We start from the raw sequence: 17869 nt of genomic DNA, 5'->3' as shown, positions 1-17869 counted from the left end.
ATGCGACTGACGACCATTATCGGCTTCATCATCGGGTTCTGCGTTATCTTCTTCTCCATCTTCCTCAGGGGGGGCATGGAGATGGTGGGGTACTTCGTCAACTGGCCGTCGGTCCTGATCGTCTTCGGGGGTACCTCGGCCGCCATCCTTATCAACTTCAGCATCCGCCAGATCGTGGACGGCCTCAAGGCTTTCCGTTTCACTCTGGTCACCCGGGTGCTCAGCCCGGAGTCCGTGATCGAGATCATCGTCGACATGGCGGTCAAGGCCCGCCGGGAAGGGTTCATGGCCATCCGGGAGCTCTCCACCAACGGCCGCTACCCCCTGCTCGACATCGGCGTCGACCTGGTGGCGGACGGAACCGACCCCGAAGTCACCCGGGGGATCCTCGAGACCGTCTCCGACTACCTGCACATGAAGATCTCCACCGACGAACGGCTCTGGCGCGACATCTCGGTCTACGCCCCCCTCTTCGGGATGGTCGGGACCCTGGTCGGGCTGATCCTGCTGCTGAGAACCCTCTCCGACGTGGAGACCATCGCCCCCAACATGTCCGTGGCCCTGATGACCACCTTCTACGGAATCGTTTTGGCCGGGCTTTTCTGTATGCCCATCGCCGGCAAAATCCGGGTCTACAACACCAACATGGCCCTCACCCGCGAGATCATCATCGAAGGCATCGCATCCATCCAGGCGGGGGACAATTCCCAGATCGTCCGGGAGAAACTCAAGGCCTACCTGGCCGGGAGGCAGTGATTGCCGAGAAAGAAGAAAGCCGGCGATCCCCTGGTCGAGCGGACCCGCATCGAGCCCGACGTTCAGGAAGGAGGGCTGGAGGGGGAGTGGCCGCCGAAGTGGATGACCACTTATTCGGATATGACCACGATCCTGCTCACTTTCTTCGTGCTCTGGTACGCCAACACCATGATGGGGCTGCCCCAGGAATGGATCGAGATCGCCAAGGAATCATCGAGCAAGATCGTCCGGGGAATCGCCGAAGAACAGACCGATATTAAAAAGGGAGATCAACCCCGCCAGGTGATGGTCAAAAAACGCGTGGCCGATCTGGCCCGCAATATTTCCCCCCAACAGGAGTTGGCCGTCGACGAACTCCGGCCCATCCAGGAGAAGGCCGAGGAGATCAAGGAGACCCTGGCCCAAACCGGCGTCGCCCGGGACATCGAAATCAAGGTCACCGCCGAGGACGTCGTTCTCATCCCCACCACCACCGACATCCTTTTCCGAGAAGGATCGGACACGCTGCAGCCCGCTTTCTACCCCATCCTCGATAAGATCGCCGCGCTGCTGCGGGGGACCGGGGCCGCGATCCGGATCGAGGGCCACACCGACTCCGTCCCCATCCACCCCTGCCACCGGCGCCGGTTCCCCAGCAACTGGGAGCTCTCCAGCGCCCGGGCGGTGGCGGCCGGGCGCTATCTGATCGAGCACGGCGGGATCCCCGCCAGCCTGATCTCGGTCAGCGGCTACGGCGACTCCCTGCCCCGTTTCCCCAACGACACGCCCGAGCACCGGGCCCGGAACCGGCGGATCGAATTTCACATGTATATCAGTTCGGAGATGCTGGACAAGGGATAGCCATGGCGGCGCGGCGAAGAACCAGGGGAACCCAGGAAACCGGGTCCGGGGACCTGGAGGCGACCTGGCCTCCGGATTGGATGACCACCTATTCGGACATGGCCACCCTGCTCATGACCTTCTTCATCATCCTGGCCACCATGCTCGCCCTCAAGATCAACCCCGCCTGGATCGCGGGGAAGAAATTCATCCAGACCGACCAGGCCGATGTCGAGGCCCCGGACAACGTCCCTCTGGTCGAGGTCCGGGAAGCCGACCCCGATCTGATCGTCAAACTGGAAAAACTGGAGTCGCCCCTGCTCAAGGAACTGGAGCGGGTGGACGAACTCCAGAAGCTCGGGGAGGAGATCAAGCAGTACGTCGTCGACCAGGGTCTGGAACGGTTCGTTCGGGTCGAGGTTTCGCGCTGGAAGGTGACGATCGTGCCCCTGGCCCCGTTCCTCTTCTCTCCGGGCAAAGCCGTTCTCCGGCCCCAGGCCCGGGAACTGCTCGATCGGCTGGCGGCGTTTTTCGAACTCAACCCCTACCAGGTCCGGATCGGCGGCTACACCGACTCCACGCCCATTCACACGCCGCTGTATCCTTCCAATTGGGAACTTTCCAGCGCCCGGGCCGCGGCCGTGCTGCGCTATTTCATCGATTCCCACCAGGTCGACCCGGCCCGGTTCAGCGCCGTCGGCTACGGCTCCCAAAAACCGGTGGCCTCCAACGAAACCCCGGAAGGCCGCGCCCGGAACCGGCGGGTGGAGATCGAGATCGTTCAGCGCACCGCCTTCAGCGAAGGCGAGAGTTCGCCGGCGGACAGTTCGATTTCGGGCGCCTCCGAATAAGCGCTGAAAGCGCCGGACGCGGGTTTCGCTGAATCACCGCCGACGGGCTCCAGGCGGGTGTTGATGTGCACGGCCCGGTTGATCCCGATCCCGATACCCCATCCGATCAGGGCGCCGGCGACGATCGCCAGCCCCACCACCAGAAAGATGTAGTTTCGGGTCAGTTGGGGCCTTTTGCCGATATCGTCCGCCCGAGGCGACGAAACGCTGATCCAGCGCCGGGGGCGGACATAATGAAGCTTCGGCGGTTTGGCTCGTCCGCTCACTGCCGCCTCCCGAACAGCTTCGCCCACTTCACCTTCAGATATTCCTTGATGAGCTGCGGATACATGCGGGGATTGAAGAGGATGTTGAGGGTGAGAAAACACTCATAGGTGCAGAAACACTTCTGTTTCCTGATGGTTTCCCGGGCGCGGACGGCGGCGGCGCCGAACCAGATCCGCTTGAAATCGTATCCTGCTTCCCTGACGTTTCCCATGGTCAGATCCGAATGCAGCTCGCAGGGGAGCACGTCGCCGTTGGCGAAGAGCGCGGCGCCCAGTATCCCCGCGTAGCAGGGAAGGACCATCCTGTTCTCGCGGATGATTCTGCCGATGAGGCGGTGGCGCACGATCCGTTTGGCGTTGATCAGGTCGGCGAAGGGGAACTTATCGTACCCGGTGAGCCGTCGCCGCATCATCCCCGCTTCCAGGGCTTCGGCGTAACGGGTGTAGCGTTCGATGTCGAAAAATTTGGCGGCCGGCTCCATGGGTTTGCCCCGGCAGAGGAGCGTGAATATGGATTGCGCTCCGGCTTTCTCGGTGAAATAGCGGAACATGTCTTCCAGTTTATCGTCGTTGAAGGAAGAAACCGTGGTTTCTATGCTGGCCGTGAACCGGGGGTGCGCGGCGTCGATCTCCTTCAGGCGCCGGAAGGTCTCCATGGCTTTTTCGAAGAGCCCGGGCACCCGGCGGATCTCGTCGTGATCGGGGCCGATTCCGTCGATGGAGACATCCACCATCAAATCCAGCCCCGGACAGCGGCGCAGGATCTCTTCCACCGCCCCCACCACTTTCTCCGTCAGACCGCCGTTGGTGGGAATGCCTACGTTCTGGATATGGTTGTTGCGGTAGAACACCTCCACGATCTCGGGAAGGTCGGAACGAAGAAACGGCTCCCCCCCGGTGGGGAGCAGAAAAAGAAAATCGTCCATCGAGCGGGAAACCCGCTCGATCTCTTCCAGGGTAAGTTCGTCGCGACCGGGATGGATTCCCCCCAGAAGACAGTGGCGGCAACGGGCGTTGCAGCGCTCGGTAACGAAAAAAACCAGGTACAGCGGCGAAGCGTTGCGTTTATAGAAAAGCCGCCGGCCGTATTTGAAGTAATTCCAGACGCTCATCGCTCGATTTTTCCCGAAGCCATGGTACCCGAGCCGACCTCTTCCGGCAACCGCTTCCCGGGGGGGCGGACCAGGCGCAGGTATTCCTCTTCGTACCTGCGGACCATCCGGTCGAAGTCGAACCGTTCCTCGACGGCGGTCCGGGCGCGCCGCCCCATCCGAACCGACCGGGCCGGGGAGGAAAGGACCGAGGTTATCCCCGCGGCCAGGGCCCGCGCGTCCCGTTCGGGAACGAGCACCCCCGAAACCCCGTCCTCGATGACATCCACCGCGCCCCCCACGGCCGTCACCACCACCGGCCTTTCCAATGCCATCGCTTCCAGGAGGGCGATGGAAAGGCCTTCCCTCACGGAACTCATCACAAAGACGTCGAGACCGGCGACGATCTCGAGAGCGTCGGGGCGCGAACCGAGAAGATGCACGGTGCCCTGCAGATTCCGGGCGCGGATTCCCTCCGCGATCTCTTCCCGCAGTTCCCCTTCCCCGAGCAGGAGGAAATGGAGGCCGGGGAAATCGGCTCGTAAAAGGGCCGCCGCATCCAGCAGGTAGCGATGCCCTTTTTTGGGCGTAAGCGCGGCCGAAGTCCCCGCCACGAGACTTGCCGGGCTCAGCCCCAATTCCTGGCGTATCTTCGTCTCCCCGGCCATGGCCCCGATCCGGCGCAGATTAAGACCGTTGGCGATCGTGACCACCCGGTCGGGGGCGAAACCGCTGACCTCGATCAGCGACGTCCGCACCGGTTCCGAGACCGCGATCGCCCGGTCGGTCATCCGGGCCAAGACCCGGTCGGCCCGCGCCCGCCAACCCCGCTTCCAGGCGGACATATTATGCTCGGTCCTCATCACCTTCGCCCCGCATCGGCGGCCCGCCGCCGCCCCCCACAGATGGCTGGAAAAAATATGCGTATGCACGATCTCGACCCCGCCGGAGCGGATAATCCGGCACAGACGCCGGAAAGCCGACACGTCCCCGGGCGAACGGCGACCCAGCAGATGAACGGCGACTCCCAGCTCCGCCAGCATCTTCTCCACCCCTCCCCCGCCCGTGAGCGAGCACACCGAAAAATCCAGCAGGCTCCGATCGCTTCTTTGAATCAGATCGAAGAGCAGCATCTCCGCCCCTTCGCGGGGAAGGCTGTCGATGAGATGCAGAATCCTGACCGGCCGCACGGGGTCCATCCTAGCTTCCTTCTCCCCGGCCGCGCCGGAGCCGGTGAATGAAATCGGCACCTCCGCGGAGCTTGAACCCGAAATCGCAAAGGGAGTCGTCGGCGGATATCTCGGTTCTTCTCACCAGCGGGTACCCGCGGAACCGAACGTTGCTGCCGGGATCCACCGTCACCGCACCCCGATAACCGGCGCCCCGCAGTTCCCCGATCATCTCCGGGACGTACTTGCCCCGGGGAAAAGCGAACCAACCGGGAGCTCGACCCGTCCATTCCGCGATCTTCCGCGCGCTTTCCTTCAACTCGCCATTCCTCTCCCCGGGGGACAAAGCAGGCATTTCCCGGTGGGTGACGCCGTGGGACTCGAAGCGCATGCCCGCGCCGGCCATATCCGCGATCTGCCCCGGCGTCAGCGCCCGGCGGCGTTCGGCGGCCAAGGTCCGATAACGGGGAATTTCGGCGCTTCCGTCCACCAGCCCCACGGTCAGGAAAAATACCCCCGGGTAAGAAAACTCCTGCAATATCGGGAAGGCGTTATCATACCAGTCCCGGTAGCCGTCGTCGAACGTGATGACCAGCCGGGGAGAATCGGGGGGTCGAGCAGCGGCGGGAGCGTCGAGAAGATCGTCAAGGGTAACGACCCGGTACCCCCGGTCCCTAATCGTCTTCAGATGGGTTCTGAAAATACCGGGACTAACCCCCAGTCGGTCTCCGGGGAGATCGTCGATCCGGTGATAGGTAAGCACCCGCACCCCCCGTCCCCGCCAGATCGCGGCGGCGGCGGCGGGGAGCGCGCCGGCCGCAAACGCCCCGGAACGGATAGCACGGGCCGGCCTGCTCATCTTCCCCCCCCCACCTCACGGTAGAGCGCGTCCATTTGCCCGAGCATCTTCCGGGTCGAGAACTCCCGGGCGCGCAGCCGCGCCGACCGCCCCCAGCTTTCCCGCCGGGTTGCGGAGACGACCAGCTTCTCCAGTTCCCGGGCGAGCGCGGCGGGATCCGCGGGAGGGACGACGATGCCGTCGCGGCCGGCGCGGATCACTTCGTCATTCGCTCCCACCGCGGTCGCGACCACCGGGCACGCACAGCTCATCGCTTCCAGGAGGGAGTTGGAGAAACCCTCGGAGCGGGAGGGGAGAACGAAAATATCCAGACTTTCGAGAAAGGCGTACGGTTCGTCGATCTCGCCCGTCCAGACGACTCTTTTCTCCAGGCCCGTTTCCCGGACCAGGTTTTTCAGAAACAGGGCGTGGTCGCGCTCCAAATCGCGTCCGGCGATGTGCGCTTCCCAGGAGAGCCCCGGATCGAGCCGAGCCAGGGCTTTCACCATATCTTCGTAGCCTTTGACCGGCCGGATGTTGCCCAGGCATCCGATCCGAACCGTTTTTCGGGCCGGACGCGGAGCGGAGGGGGGCCGGGGGTCGATGCCGTTGTAGATCAGACTGATCCGCTTCCCGGGAAGGTGTTCCCGGAGGCGCAGGTATTCGACCACGGACCGGGAGTTGGCGGTCACCCGGGAGGTGAAGACGTTTCCCAGCCGATGGGCGATGATATGCCGGGGGCGTTTCCAGAAACCGTCGTCCCGGCGGCTGGTGATCACCCTCCTCCCGGAAAACAGCCCCGCCCAGGGAGCGACGATGTTGGCCGCGAAGAGATAGGCGTGGATAATATCGATATCCTCGCTGACGCAGAGCCGGCGGAGAGCGGACACCGCCCGGAAAAAATCTCTTCCCACCACTCCTTTCAGGCCCAGCACCGAAACCGGCACACCTGCTTTCTCCAACTCTTCACCCAGAGGTCCGGCATAGAGGAGGCAGCACAGGATCGGTTGGTGGCCACGGTCCCCGATCCCCCGGATCACCTGCGCCAGGTGGCGCTGGGCGCCGGCCCGGACCATCTTGTCGATCACATAGGCGATTCGCACGTGCCCGCGCTCTCTTCCTCCGGGTTCCCGACTTCGTTGACCCGGCCGGCTTCCAGCCGGTAGCGGCGGCCGCAGTTCCCGCAGCCCGCCGATTCCCCCTCGAAATCGAGGTTGATCCCGCAGCGGCAGATCCAACCGCGAACCCGGGCCGGGTTTCCGTAGGCCAGGGCGAAATCGGGGACGTCGCGGGTGACCACGGCGCCCGCTCCGACAAAGGCGTAGGCTCCGATCGTGGTTCCGCAGACGATGGTGGCGTTGGCGCCGATCGAGGCTCCCTTTTTCACCAGAGTGCCGCGGTATTCGTGCTTGCGCACCACTTCGCTGCGGGGATTGAACACGTTGGTGAACACCATGGACGGCCCGCAGAACACGTCGTCTTCGATCACCACGCTGTCGTAGATGGACACGTTGTTCTGGATCTTGACCCGATCCCCGACGACGGCCGCTCCCCCGACGTTGACGTTCTGCCCCAGCGAACAGTTCTTCCCGATGACCGCGCCGGGAAGGACATGGCAGAAATGCCAGACCTTGGTCCCCTCCCCGACGGAAGCCCCGGGATCCACGTAACTCGATTCGTGGACGAAAAAGCCGTTTTTCATTTCATCGTTCCTCGTTCAACGCGATAACCTTGCCCCCCCGTCGGAGCGATTCCTGGGCCGCCTCCAGGACCCGGACCGCCCGCAAGCCGTTGCGGCCGTCGGTCAGGGGGAAACGCCGCTCCCGCACGCATTCCACGAAATGGGCGCACTCCAGGCCCAGCGGTTCCCCGGCCCTGACGGCGGGCACATATTCGTCCCCGTAACGCAACGTCAGGTACTCCCCGTAGCTGTCGTATTCCAGGTCTTCGGGCACTCCCTTGTCGTATATCCTCAGGGGGGCGTTCTTGTCCATATCGTCGAAAACCATCATCTTCCGGCTCCCGACCAGGGTGATCTTGCGGACTTTGTGCGGATCGAGCCAGCTGACGTGGATATGGGCCATGACCTTTCCCGGGAAGGCGATGCGCGCGAAAACCACGTCCTCCACTTCCGGCTGGACGTACGACTCCCCCCAGGCCGATACCGAAACCGGTTCGGCCCCGATCAGGTGGAGGGCGACGGAGATGTCGTGCGGCGCGAACGTCCACAACGCGTTTTCGCTGCGGCGGATCTTGCCCAGGTTCAACCGCTGGGCATAGAGGTAGTACGGGTCGCCCAAGTTCCCCGCGTCCAGTTCTTCCTTCATCTTTACGACCGCGGGGTGGTAAAGAAGAAGATGACCGACCATCACGATCCTTTCCTCCGCTTGGGCCTTGGCCACGATCTCCCGGCAATCTTGAGCGGAAAGAGCCATCGGCTTTTCGACGTAAACGTCTTTCCCCGCCGCCAGCGCTTCCATCACCAACCGGTGGTGGGTAGCTCCGGGAGTGGCCACCACCACCGCCTCGATCGCGGGGTCGCCCATGATCTCCCGATGGTCGCCGATCAGGTTCAAACCCGGATATTTTTCGGCGGCGTCCGCCCTCCTCTCCTCGACCAGATCGGCGGCGGCGGCCACGCGGACCCCGGGCAGCGAGTAAAAAGTGCGTAGAAGGTTCTTCCCCCATCCTCCGATCCCGATAATTCCCACTTCAACCATGATCTTGCCCCCGGTTGTGCGTTGTGCCGGTGTCGTTCAACAACCCGGCGATTATCGCCGAAGTCCGGACGATATCCCACTCTTCTTCGATTTTTCTTCTGCCCCGGCGGGCGTATTCGCCGAGAACACCGGGATCGGACGCTACCCGGCGGACCAGGCCGGCGATGGCCCCGGCGTCTCCCTCCGGAATCGTGAATCCGCAGACGGGGTTTCCGATCAGTTCCGGGAGCGACGGCAGCGGGGTACAGGCCACGGGCACCCCGCTGGCCAGGGCTTCGATGAGGACGTTGGGAATTCCCCAGTGGATTCTGGTGACGGCGGGGAGCACGAAAAGGTCTCCCCAGCGGTAGTGCTCAGGCATCTTCTCCTGGCTCTGATAACCGGTAAATTCGACCAGCCCGCCCACGGCCGCAGCCCGGGCGCGTTCCTTTAATTTCTCTTCCAGATAGCCGCCGCCGACGATGCGGCAGCGGAAATCGACCCCCTTCTCGTTCAGAATCCGGCAGGCGTCGATCAGATACTCGAAGCCTTTGCATTCGAAAAGACTCCCGACCGAAAGTATCCTGAATTCCCGCCCGGCGTGAAACGAGGGAGGGCGGAAAGGATACCGTCGGCAATCCACCCCATGGTGGACCACTCTGATTTTATCGGACGGCAGGGCCGGGGCCACCGAGAGAAGACGACGGACGTTGTCCCGGGTACAGGTGAGGATGAACCGGGCCATTTCCATTTTGAGCTTCAGGCCGGCCGTTTTGAGATAGATATCGTGAGCGTGGCCGGTGAAACTGAAGGGGATTCCGTTGAAGACCGCGATGACGGCGGCGGTCACCGCCGGATAGGTCGCCCACTGGCCGTGAACCGCCGCGATTTCCCGGGTCCGGCAGAGAGCGGCGAAATAAACGGCCTGGGGGAACAGGGCCAGCGACTTTCCCATGAATTCCGGGTCGGGGAACCCGAGCCGGACCGCCAGGATCAAGGCCTTGAGGTAACGGAGCGGGGAAGCGATGAAAGCCGCCAGGTTGGCCAGCAGCACCCGTCGACTCCAGAACAGGCGACTGTAGCAGGTCTTTTGTTTCAGGGCGGCCCCGGCGGCGTGAACCACGGGATCGCGGTCAGCTTTCTTGATGGAAAGAATGATATACTCGATCTCTTTCTGCAGAAAATCCATCTCCCGGAGCATGAAAGCCTCGTCATAGCAGGGAAATTGGGAGAACACGAACGCCGTTTTCATCTTTTTCCTTTCAGATTCCTCACCAGAGCCGCCGCCCGCAGCAGTTCCTTATCCAGCGCGCCCGACACCGCCGCCGCGGACAGATAGACGACCGTCCCCGCACCCGCCGCCGCCCATAAGCCCAAACCGGCGAGTTTCAGAACCCAGACAACCCCGGCGGCGGCGGCCGCAGCCGCCAACAGCCGTCCCCTCTCCCGGGGCAGCACCGCCCGTCGGAACCGCGGCCCGAGAATGCGCAGAAACGCCGCCAACACCGCCATTTGTACCAGAAAAAACGCCCAAGCGCCCCCCATCATCCCCCAGAGGGAAACCAGGATACAGACGAGAAGGGCATTGGCGGCGGCGGCCGCGAACATGATCACCGCGAACAGGCGCTCGCGGCCGGTAGCCACCATCATTCCGTAGCAGAGATGGTTAAGAAGGAGAAACAGGGAGGAACTCCCCAAAACCGCCAAAACCCCGGCGCCGGGAAGATAGTCTTCCCCGAAGAGCACCCCCATGATCCGCGGAGAAAGCATCATCGAGACAAAGACGAACGGCAAGCCGGCCAGGAAGAACAGTTTGCCCGCCTTGGCGGCCAATACCAAGGCATCGTCCCCGCCCCCCCTCCCTTGCCGGCTTAACCCCGGGAATATCGCCCCCATCAGGGAAACGGCCAGAATTTCCAACCCCTTCAGGGGCAGTCCGGCGGCCCCGAAATAACCCGCCGCCCGGGGACCGAGCAGATGTTCGATCAGCACCCGGCTGAGATCCTGAAATCCGTTGCAGAAGACGGCCACGGCAACCGGAAAACCCGACAGGACCAGGAACCGGAAGAGGCGGAGATCCCAGACGGGCCGGGGAGAAAAGAAGATCAGGTAAATCAGGATCAACGTCCCCGCCAGCCAGACCAGAGCCACCGCCAGGTATCCCCCGGCAAACTCGATCAGATCCGCCCCCCGGACCGTTAGCAGTAGGACCATGCCTAAAAGCAACAGATCCTTGCCGGCGCCGACGGCGGCTTCATACCACATCCGCTCCCGGGACCTCCAGGCGATCACGCCCGCTTCTCCGAGAGTATTGAGAAAATAAACGCCCGCGAGCACCGCCAGGACCGGGATCAGCCGGCCGGACCATCCCATCACCAGGCCGACCGAGAGGATGACCGCCAGGTAGAAAGGAAACGCCAGAATTCTCAGGCAGAAGACCGCCCCGAAATACCGTCCGGAAGAAGCGGGGTCGCGGACTGCGGCGCGGATGGCTATCTTTTCCATTCCCAACGAGAGCCAGACCGCCGCCAGGGCGCAGAGGGAGTTGGCTACCGTCCAATCTCCGTAGAGTTTCGGCCCCAGGTGCCGGGCCAACAACAACGCCACCCCCAGGGATACCGCCATGCGCAGCACCCGTGAAACCAGGAGCGCGGCGGCGTTGGAGGCCACCGAGTTCCGGTCCCCGGTCACCGTTCGTCCCCCGCCGGGACAACCGCCCACGCCAGCGCGGCGGCGGCGAAGAGCATGATCTGCGGCATCATCGCCAACCGGTAACGTCCCTCGGGCGGGACTATCATGTGGGTGACCACGATTTCCAGGATCAGGAAGAGCGGCAGGAATATCTCCCGCGGACTCCGCCGGGAGACCGCCATCCCCACCGCAGCCAGGATAAACAGCGTCCAGAGAGCCGCCGTGGCCGCCGGCACGTTCCCGTGTCCGTCGAGATGGAGGAACCAGATCAGGCGCCGGCGGGAGAGAGATAGAAACCGCCGGGGGTCGGCGGCGATGTGTTTGAGCGCGGCGGAGCCGTAAGCGCGGCTGTAGGCGATCTCGTCCTCCTTTTCCCCGGTATGATAAACCCCGCTCTCGATCAGGCGGGCGATGCTCCCGGTGCCTCCCGTCGCCACCGGGTTGTTGGCCAGATAAAGGATATTTCCGGACTGAGTGGCGACGGGGACCAGCGCCCCGAACAAGCGAAAATTCCGCCAGGTCCATGGCGTCAGGACCACAACCGCCGCCGCCGCGAACCATCCCGCCCGGAAGTAGCAGCGGCGGCCGCCGACGCCGGGGAGCGCCAGCCAGAACAGGGCCGCCGGCAGAAAGGGAAGGATGACGGGCCGGCAGAGAGCCGCCGCCCCCAGGAGAACTCCTCCGGCGGGAGCGCCCCCCCGGAGGCCGCGCTCGGCCGCCAGCACCAGAACCATTCCCGACTGCAGCAGGAAAAGAAACAAGGTCTCGGTCATCGCCCGGGCAGCGTACACGATCAGCGGAGGCCAGACGGCGGCCAAAACCGCCGCCCAGATCCCGGCGGTACCGTTCCAGGAAAACCGCCGGAAACAAAGACGAGCCTGAAAATAGAGCGATACCGCGGTCAGGGCCCCCAGAAATCCCTGTACGAACCTGAGCCGCGGCCAACTCCCCCACCCCGCCTTCTCCAGAAAAGCCAGAAACAAGGGGTACCCCGGGGGAAACGCCGCGCGGCGCCAGGGAGAGAGAACCAGCCCTTGTCCGGCCGTGAAATTACGGGCGATAGCCAGGTAGACGCCCTCGTCCTGATCGCGGGCGCGCCGTTCCTGGCCCGCGCCGTATCCCCAGCGCAGGCCGAGCGCGGCCAGAAAAACCAGCAGAACCGCGATTGATACCCGAGTTTTCATCCAGAATCCGAGCCGCCCGGGTTCGAACGAGAAAACGACGTTACCCCTTTTGGGGGGAGAGGGTCTCCAGTTCCTCCAGCAGGGCGGGTATGATTTCCGGGACCGAGAGCCTGCGGACGACGCGGCCGCTCCGAAAAAGAACCGCCGAATCCTTTCCCGCCGCCACCCCCACGTCCGCCTGCCGGGCCTCTCCCGGGCCGTTGACTACGCAGCCCATTACCGCGATGGTCACCCCGGCCCATCTGGAAGCTTCGGGATGGAGGCAAAGCCGCTCCCTGATCCGGCCGACCAGGGAAACCAGATCGATCTCGGTGCGTCCGCAGGTGGGACAACTGACGATGACCGGGCCGAATTTTCTCAAACCGACGGCCTGGAGAAGCTCTTTTCCCACCTCCACTTCCTCGATCGGATCCGCCGTCAGCGAAATCCGGATCGTATCCCCCAGTCCCTCCAGCAGGAGGGCCCCGATCCCGGCCGCAGAGCGGACGATCGCGGGTAGGCCCGGTCCGGCTTCGGTGATGCCCAAATGGAGGGGCGCGGAAGTTCGTTCCGAGATAATCCGGTAAGCTTCCACGGTCACCCCCGGATCGAACGCCTTGGCCGAGATCTTGACCCGATCATACCCGTTTTTTTCGATCAGATCCGCCTCCCGCAGGGCGCTCTCGGCCAGAGAGCGGGCATTGACCCCGCCGAAGCGCCTGGCGTCTTCGTCCCGAAGAGAACCGGCGTTGACTCCCACCCGGATCGGAATGCCGGAGCCTCGGCTCGCTTTCACCACTTCGGCCACCTTCCAGGCCGCCCCGATGTTTCCGGGGTTGATCCTGATTCCGGCCGCTCCCGCTTCGATCGCGGCCAAGGCCAGGCGAAAGTCGAAATGGATGTCGGCCACCACCGGGATCGAACTCCCCCGGCAGATCTCCTCCAGTGAACGGGCGGCTTCGGCGTCGGGAACGGCGCAGCGCACGATTTCGCAGCCGGCCGCGGCCAAGCGCCCGATCTGTTCCAGCGTCCGGATGGAATCGCGGGTGTCGGTCGTGGTCATCGACTGGACCGTCACCGGAGCCCCTCCCCCCACCCTGACCGCACCCAGTTCCAACTGTCGGGTGGCTTCCCGGCGCATCTCCCTACTCCAGACCCAATATCCGGTAAACGATGTCGTTGTAAAACACCAACAGAAAAATCATGGCGATCAAGCCCAAACCCGCGTATTGAACCGCCGCCATCGTCCGCTCCCCCAGGGGGCGCCGGATAATCCCCTCGACCGCGATAATCAGGATATTCCCCCCGTCCAGAACCGGGATGGGCAGCAGGTTGACCAGGCCGATGATGATGCTGATCGAGGCGATGAAGCGGAGCAGTTCGACCAGGCCGCGTTCGGCGAACTTTTCGGTCTCCTGGTATATCCCGATCGGCCCCGTCAGTTCCTTGTGGCTGAGATCTCCTCTGATCAGGCCGGCCATGCTCCAGAACCAGAGCCTGATCTCCCGCTCCGTTTCCGCGGCCGCCCGGATCAGGGAGGCGGGAAACGGCACCCGCTCCTCGATCTCGCGGGCGGCCAGGACCACCCCGATCAGCCCCCTACGGCCGATGCTGACCTTGATTTCCACGCGACCGGGAGTTTCCTCGCCGTCCTTCTCCCTGAGCACGGTCAGGATCGCCTCCCGGTCCGGATGGGAAGCGACCCAGGAAGCCGCTCCCTCCGGCCCCGGATCCTCTCCGTCGATCTTCAGGATCCGGTCCCCGTCGGCCAGGCCGTCCTCGTCTTTTCCTTCCCCTATCTTCCGGACCGTCCCGTCCTTGAGGACCGCTATCCCCTCCAACTCTCCCGCCGAACCGTTGAGCAGGGACAAGGTTTCGAAGCGCCCTCCCCGCTCGACTTCGAGGGCAAGCGGATCGCCCGGCCGGGAGGCCAGATCCTCGGTCAACTGGTAAAGCGAAACTTCTTTCCCGTCCAACTTCCTGATCAGATCCCCCGGTTCGACGCCGGCGGCGGCGGCGGGAGATCCGGGAGACACCTCCTCCACCACCGCTTCCGCGTAGGGGAGCACCCCGATTCCAAGATAGCGGGAACCCGGGATGGGGACGGCGGTCAGGGAACAATGCCGGAGGCTCCCTCGGGCGGCCACGGCTACGTCGAGAGGCTCGCCTCCGCTGAAAAGCACCGAAAGCACGATATCGTTCCAGGAATCCATCTCCCGGCCGTCGATGGCGACGATGGAGTCGCCGGATACGATGCCGGCGCCGGCGGCGGGCGAGTCGGGCAGCACCGCGCCCACGCGCGTGCTGTGGCTGTAGGAGGGGATGAGGAACCCTACGGTGTAGAGACAGGCGAAGATCACGACCGCCGAAAGGATGTTCATCACGGGCCCGGCGGCGATGACCGCGATCTTCTCCCAGGTTTTCCGGTGGGAAAACTTCTGGTAAGCGGGGACGTTTTTTTCCGCTTCCGTTTCCTGGCCCGGATGGTCTTCCTGGCCGGCCATCTTCACGTATCCTCCCAGGGGCACGAGGGAAAAGCGATATTCGGTTCCCCGGGCCGTGAAGCCCAGTATCCGGGGGCCGAAACCGAGAGAAAAACAGAAGACCCGGATGCCGCGCCACTTGGCTACCAGGAAATGCCCCAACTCGTGGACGAAGATCATTGCCCCTAAAATCAGGGCGAACCGCAACAGGCTGCCGGCGAACTGTACGACCGAGCTTATCTCTCCCATGGCTTCTTACCTCGTCAGGTCCCGGCACAGCCGCACGGAAAATTCTCGCGCGGCCCGGTCCGCTTCGAGCACGTCTTCTATCTCCCGAACCGGGACCGCCCGATGTCTGGTCATCGTGCGCCTGATGACGGTGGGAATGTCCAGGAATCCTATTTCCCCCGCCAGAAACGCGGCGGCGGCGGTTTCGTTGGCGGCGTTCATGACCGCGGGCATGGTCCCGCCGACTTCCCCGGCTCGATAAGCCAGGGCCAGGCAGGGAAATTTTTCCAGATCCGGCTCCCGGAAGGTCAAGGCCGGCGCCTGCCTGATATCCAAACGTCCGTATGGAACGGGAGACCGCCGGGGCCAGGCCAGGGCGTAGGAGATGGGCAAGCGCATGTCGGGATTGGCCAGTTGCGCCAGGAGGGACCCGTCCTTCATTTCGACCAGGGCGTGGACCAGGCTTTGCGGATGCACCGCCACCTCGATTTTATCCAGGGGGATCCGGAAAAGGTGATGGGCTTCAAGCACTTCCAAGCCCTTGTTCATCAAGGTCGCGGAATCGAGCGATACCTTGGCCCCCATCTTCCAGCGCGGATGGGCCAGGGCTTGCGCCGGAGTCACGGACGCCAGGTCTCCGACCGGGGTATCGAGAAACGGCCCCCCCGAGGCGGTGAGGACGACTTTACTCACCTCGGCGCCGTCCTCTCCGCGCAGGCATTGAAAAACCCCTGAATGCTCGCTGTCGACGGGGATGACCTCGGCCTCGCACCGGTCTACCGCCGCCATGAACAGGTCTCCGGCCGAAACCAGTATTTCCTTGGAAGCCAGCGCGATCGCCTTCCCGGCCTCGATCGCCGCCAGGGTCGGGAGGAGAGCGACGACTCCGGGGATGGCGACCAGGACCATGTCGGCCGCGGGGATACCCGCGGTCTCGAAGAGGCCTTCCTCTCCGGAGACCACCCGGACCTTCTTTCCCAGGCGCCCCTGCAGCATCCGCGCATCCTCCGCCCTATCGACGCAGGCGAGAGCCGGGGAAAATTCTTGCGCTTGTTCCTCGAGAAGCCGGAGGTTTCTTCCCGCCGCCAGGGCCGCGACCCGGTACCTTCCCCGGGAACGGCGGACGACGTCGAGCGTGTTGGTCCCGATGGAGCCGGTCGAGCCTAAAACCGCAATCGTCTTTTCCGGAACGTCCGCCATATCCGGGCCTTAGAGTTTGAAGACCAGTTTCATATAGAAAAACAACACCGGGGCCGAAAAATATACGCTGTCCATGAGGTCCAATACCCCTCCCAGCCCGGGCAGCGTATTTCCGGAGTCCTTTTCCCCCGCCGACCGCTTGATCAGCGATTCCGCCAGGTCGGCCCCGATCGAAGTTCCTCCCAGCAGCAGGCCCAGGGTCGTTACCCCGGCCGCGCTGACCTCGTTCAGGGCGAACAGGTATTTCCCTCCCAAGGCCGCCACCCCTCCGAAAACAATCCCGGCCACCGCCCCTTCCAGGGTTTTCCTGGGACTGAGCCGGGGAATAAGTTTGCGGCGCCCCCATTTCGAGCCCACGAAATAAGCGGCCGAGTCGGTGACCTTGACCACGAAAAACAGGAAAAACAGATACATCCGCCCGTCCAGGTCCGGGAACCGAAAGGATTGGTAATAGTTGATGCGGGGCAGAAAAGACATCAGCCACGAGGCGTAGATAACCGCCGTCACCGTCGAGCATATCCTGGCCGCCGCGCCGTCGAGTTCCCGGCGGGTGGCCTGAAAAAGAAACGTCAGCACCAGGAGCACCAGCAGGGAAAACTCGGGCCATTCCGGCTGGCAGAAAACCACGAACTGGGAGGGAATGTAGCGGGGACCGACGGCGGCGATGAAGGCCGAAGAAAAAACCAACCCGCCCCCCACGGCCGCGGTCCACCTGATTCCGCCGGTGAGTTGAGCGAATTCCAGGCAGCCCAGAATGACGAAAAAATTCCCGACCAGGAAAAAGAGAACCGGGACCCGGTAACTGAGAAGCACCACTCCCAGCAATACCGCGATCAGGATCCCCGCCGTCTGTAGCCTATGCCTGAGCATCTTTCCCGTCGCCGGACCGGTCGAGGCCGCCGAAACGCCGCCGCCGGGTCCAGAACTCCCGAATCGCATCTTCCAACTCCCGGCGGCCGAAATCCGGCCACAGCACCGGGGTGACTACCAGTTCGGCGTAGGAGGACTGCCAGAGCAGGAAGTTGCTGAGGCGCATCTCCCCGCTGGTTCGAATCACCAGATCGGGGTCGGGTATTCCCGCGGTGTACAGGTGCCGTTCCACGTCTTCCAGGGAAATGTCCTCCGGTTTCACCGCCCCCTCCGCCGCGGACCGGGCCAGGCGCCGAACGGCTTCCAGAATTTCCTGTCGCCCGCCGTAATTAAGGGCCAGGACCAGGGTCAACCCCGAGGCATCCGCGGTGGCGGCGGAGGTCTTTTCCAGAGACCGCCGCACCGCGGGGGAAAGGGAGTCGACGTCGCCGATGGTCCGGAAGCGGATGTCGTTTTCGAGCATCGTCGGCAGTTCCTGCTTCAGATAATGCCGAAGATAGCGCATCAGACCCGAGACCTCGGCCCGGGGGCGTTTCCAGTTTTCGGCCGAAAAGGCATACAAGGTCAGGTAGCTCACTCCCAGTTCCGAACAAGCGGTGGTGATGGTCCGCACCCGTTCGGAACCTACCCGGTGACCCTCCAGCCGGGGCAACCCCCGGCGACGCGCCCAGCGGCCGTTGCCGTCCATGATCACGGCGATATGCCGGGGAGGGGGCGGTTCCGGCGGGGGGGGAGTTTTCATGGC

18 protein-coding genes are annotated in these 17869 nt (G+C 63.7%); 3 read left to right on the top strand and 15 right to left on the bottom strand.

The window, feature by feature from the left end; translation table 11 throughout:
* The 3 genes from PLZ73_00730 to PLZ73_00720 are packed head-to-tail and all read left to right on the top strand — an operon-like array spanning position 1 to position 2426.
* Complete coding sequence (locus tag PLZ73_00730; GenBank protein ID HOO76397.1) at positions 1-756, top strand: MotA/TolQ/ExbB proton channel family protein; 756 nt, start codon at positions 1-3, stop codon at positions 754-756.
* Positions 757-1596 carry a flagellar motor protein MotB gene (locus PLZ73_00725; protein HOO76396.1) on the top strand — a complete coding sequence of 280 codons (840 nt, stop codon included), beginning with the start codon at positions 757-759 and terminating at the stop codon, positions 1594-1596.
* Between the two features lie 2 nt (positions 1597-1598).
* Positions 1599-2426, top strand: a complete 828-nt coding sequence (locus PLZ73_00720; GenBank protein HOO76395.1) for a flagellar motor protein MotB — start codon at positions 1599-1601, stop codon at positions 2424-2426.
* Here the strand turns inward: PLZ73_00720 and PLZ73_00715 are convergent.
* From PLZ73_00715 to PLZ73_00645, 15 genes are read right to left on the bottom strand one after another with little or no spacing between them, the layout of a single operon-like run.
* Complete coding sequence (locus PLZ73_00715) at positions 2357-2692, bottom strand: hypothetical protein (protein HOO76394.1); 336 nt, start codon at positions 2690-2692, stop codon at positions 2357-2359. The two genes, PLZ73_00720 and PLZ73_00715, sit on opposite strands and share 70 nt — an antisense overlap.
* Positions 2689-3804, bottom strand: coding sequence for a radical SAM protein (locus PLZ73_00710; GenBank protein HOO76393.1), 1116 nt, complete (start codon positions 3802-3804; stop codon positions 2689-2691). Before PLZ73_00710 ends, PLZ73_00715 begins: the two co-directional genes overlap by 4 nt.
* Entirely contained in the window at positions 3801-4982 is a 1182-nt protein-coding gene (locus PLZ73_00705) for a glycosyltransferase (protein HOO76392.1), read from the bottom strand. Before PLZ73_00705 ends, PLZ73_00710 begins: the two co-directional genes overlap by 4 nt.
* Before the next feature lies 1 nt (position 4983).
* Positions 4984-5811, bottom strand: coding sequence for a polysaccharide deacetylase family protein (locus tag PLZ73_00700; GenBank protein ID HOO76391.1), 828 nt, complete (start codon positions 5809-5811; stop codon positions 4984-4986).
* Positions 5808-6893: a glycosyltransferase gene (locus tag PLZ73_00695; protein HOO76390.1), complete on the bottom strand. Its 1086-nt coding sequence runs from the start codon at positions 6891-6893 to the stop codon at positions 5808-5810. The genes PLZ73_00700 and PLZ73_00695 overlap by 4 nt, the downstream gene beginning before the upstream one ends.
* Positions 6875-7492 (bottom strand): acyltransferase, encoded by a 618-nt coding sequence (locus PLZ73_00690; protein HOO76389.1) that lies wholly within the window; start codon positions 7490-7492, stop codon positions 6875-6877. Before PLZ73_00690 ends, PLZ73_00695 begins: the two co-directional genes overlap by 19 nt.
* Before the next feature lies 1 nt (position 7493).
* Positions 7494-8510: a Gfo/Idh/MocA family oxidoreductase gene (locus PLZ73_00685; protein ID HOO76388.1), complete on the bottom strand. Its 1017-nt coding sequence runs from the start codon at positions 8508-8510 to the stop codon at positions 7494-7496.
* Positions 8503-9741, bottom strand: coding sequence for a glycosyltransferase (locus tag PLZ73_00680; protein ID HOO76387.1), 1239 nt, complete (start codon positions 9739-9741; stop codon positions 8503-8505). Before PLZ73_00680 ends, PLZ73_00685 begins: the two co-directional genes overlap by 8 nt.
* On the bottom strand, positions 9738-11180 hold the full coding sequence (locus tag PLZ73_00675; protein ID HOO76386.1) for a polysaccharide biosynthesis C-terminal domain-containing protein: 1443 nt from the start codon (positions 11178-11180) through the stop codon (positions 9738-9740). The genes PLZ73_00680 and PLZ73_00675 overlap by 4 nt, the downstream gene beginning before the upstream one ends.
* Positions 11177-12364, bottom strand: coding sequence for a glycosyltransferase family 39 protein (locus PLZ73_00670; protein HOO76385.1), 1188 nt, complete (start codon positions 12362-12364; stop codon positions 11177-11179). The genes PLZ73_00675 and PLZ73_00670 overlap by 4 nt, the downstream gene beginning before the upstream one ends.
* 40 nt (positions 12365-12404) lie before the next feature.
* Positions 12405-13484 (bottom strand): flavodoxin-dependent (E)-4-hydroxy-3-methylbut-2-enyl-diphosphate synthase, encoded by a 1080-nt coding sequence (ispG, locus tag PLZ73_00665; protein HOO76384.1) that lies wholly within the window; start codon positions 13482-13484, stop codon positions 12405-12407.
* Positions 13485-13488: 4 nt separating this feature from the next.
* Complete coding sequence (gene rseP / locus PLZ73_00660) at positions 13489-15075, bottom strand: RIP metalloprotease RseP (GenBank protein HOO76383.1); 1587 nt, start codon at positions 15073-15075, stop codon at positions 13489-13491.
* Positions 15076-15081: 6 nt separating this feature from the next.
* Positions 15082-16254 (bottom strand): 1-deoxy-D-xylulose-5-phosphate reductoisomerase, encoded by a 1173-nt coding sequence (locus PLZ73_00655; GenBank protein ID HOO76382.1) that lies wholly within the window; start codon positions 16252-16254, stop codon positions 15082-15084.
* 9 nt (positions 16255-16263) lie between these two features.
* Positions 16264-17193: a phosphatidate cytidylyltransferase gene (locus PLZ73_00650; GenBank protein HOO76381.1), complete on the bottom strand. Its 930-nt coding sequence runs from the start codon at positions 17191-17193 to the stop codon at positions 16264-16266.
* The gene (locus PLZ73_00645; protein ID HOO76380.1) at positions 17111-17866 is read right to left on the bottom strand and encodes an isoprenyl transferase; all 756 of its coding nucleotides are present in this window, start codon (positions 17864-17866) and stop codon (positions 17111-17113) included. Before PLZ73_00645 ends, PLZ73_00650 begins: the two co-directional genes overlap by 83 nt.
* Positions 17867-17869 lie beyond the last annotated feature (3 nt).

It is taken from the genome of bacterium (assembly GCA_035380285.1).
Lineage (GTDB): Bacteria > Auribacterota > Erginobacteria > Erginobacterales > DAOSXE01 > DAOSXE01.
This window is presented reverse-complemented; position numbering and strand designations above follow the sequence as displayed.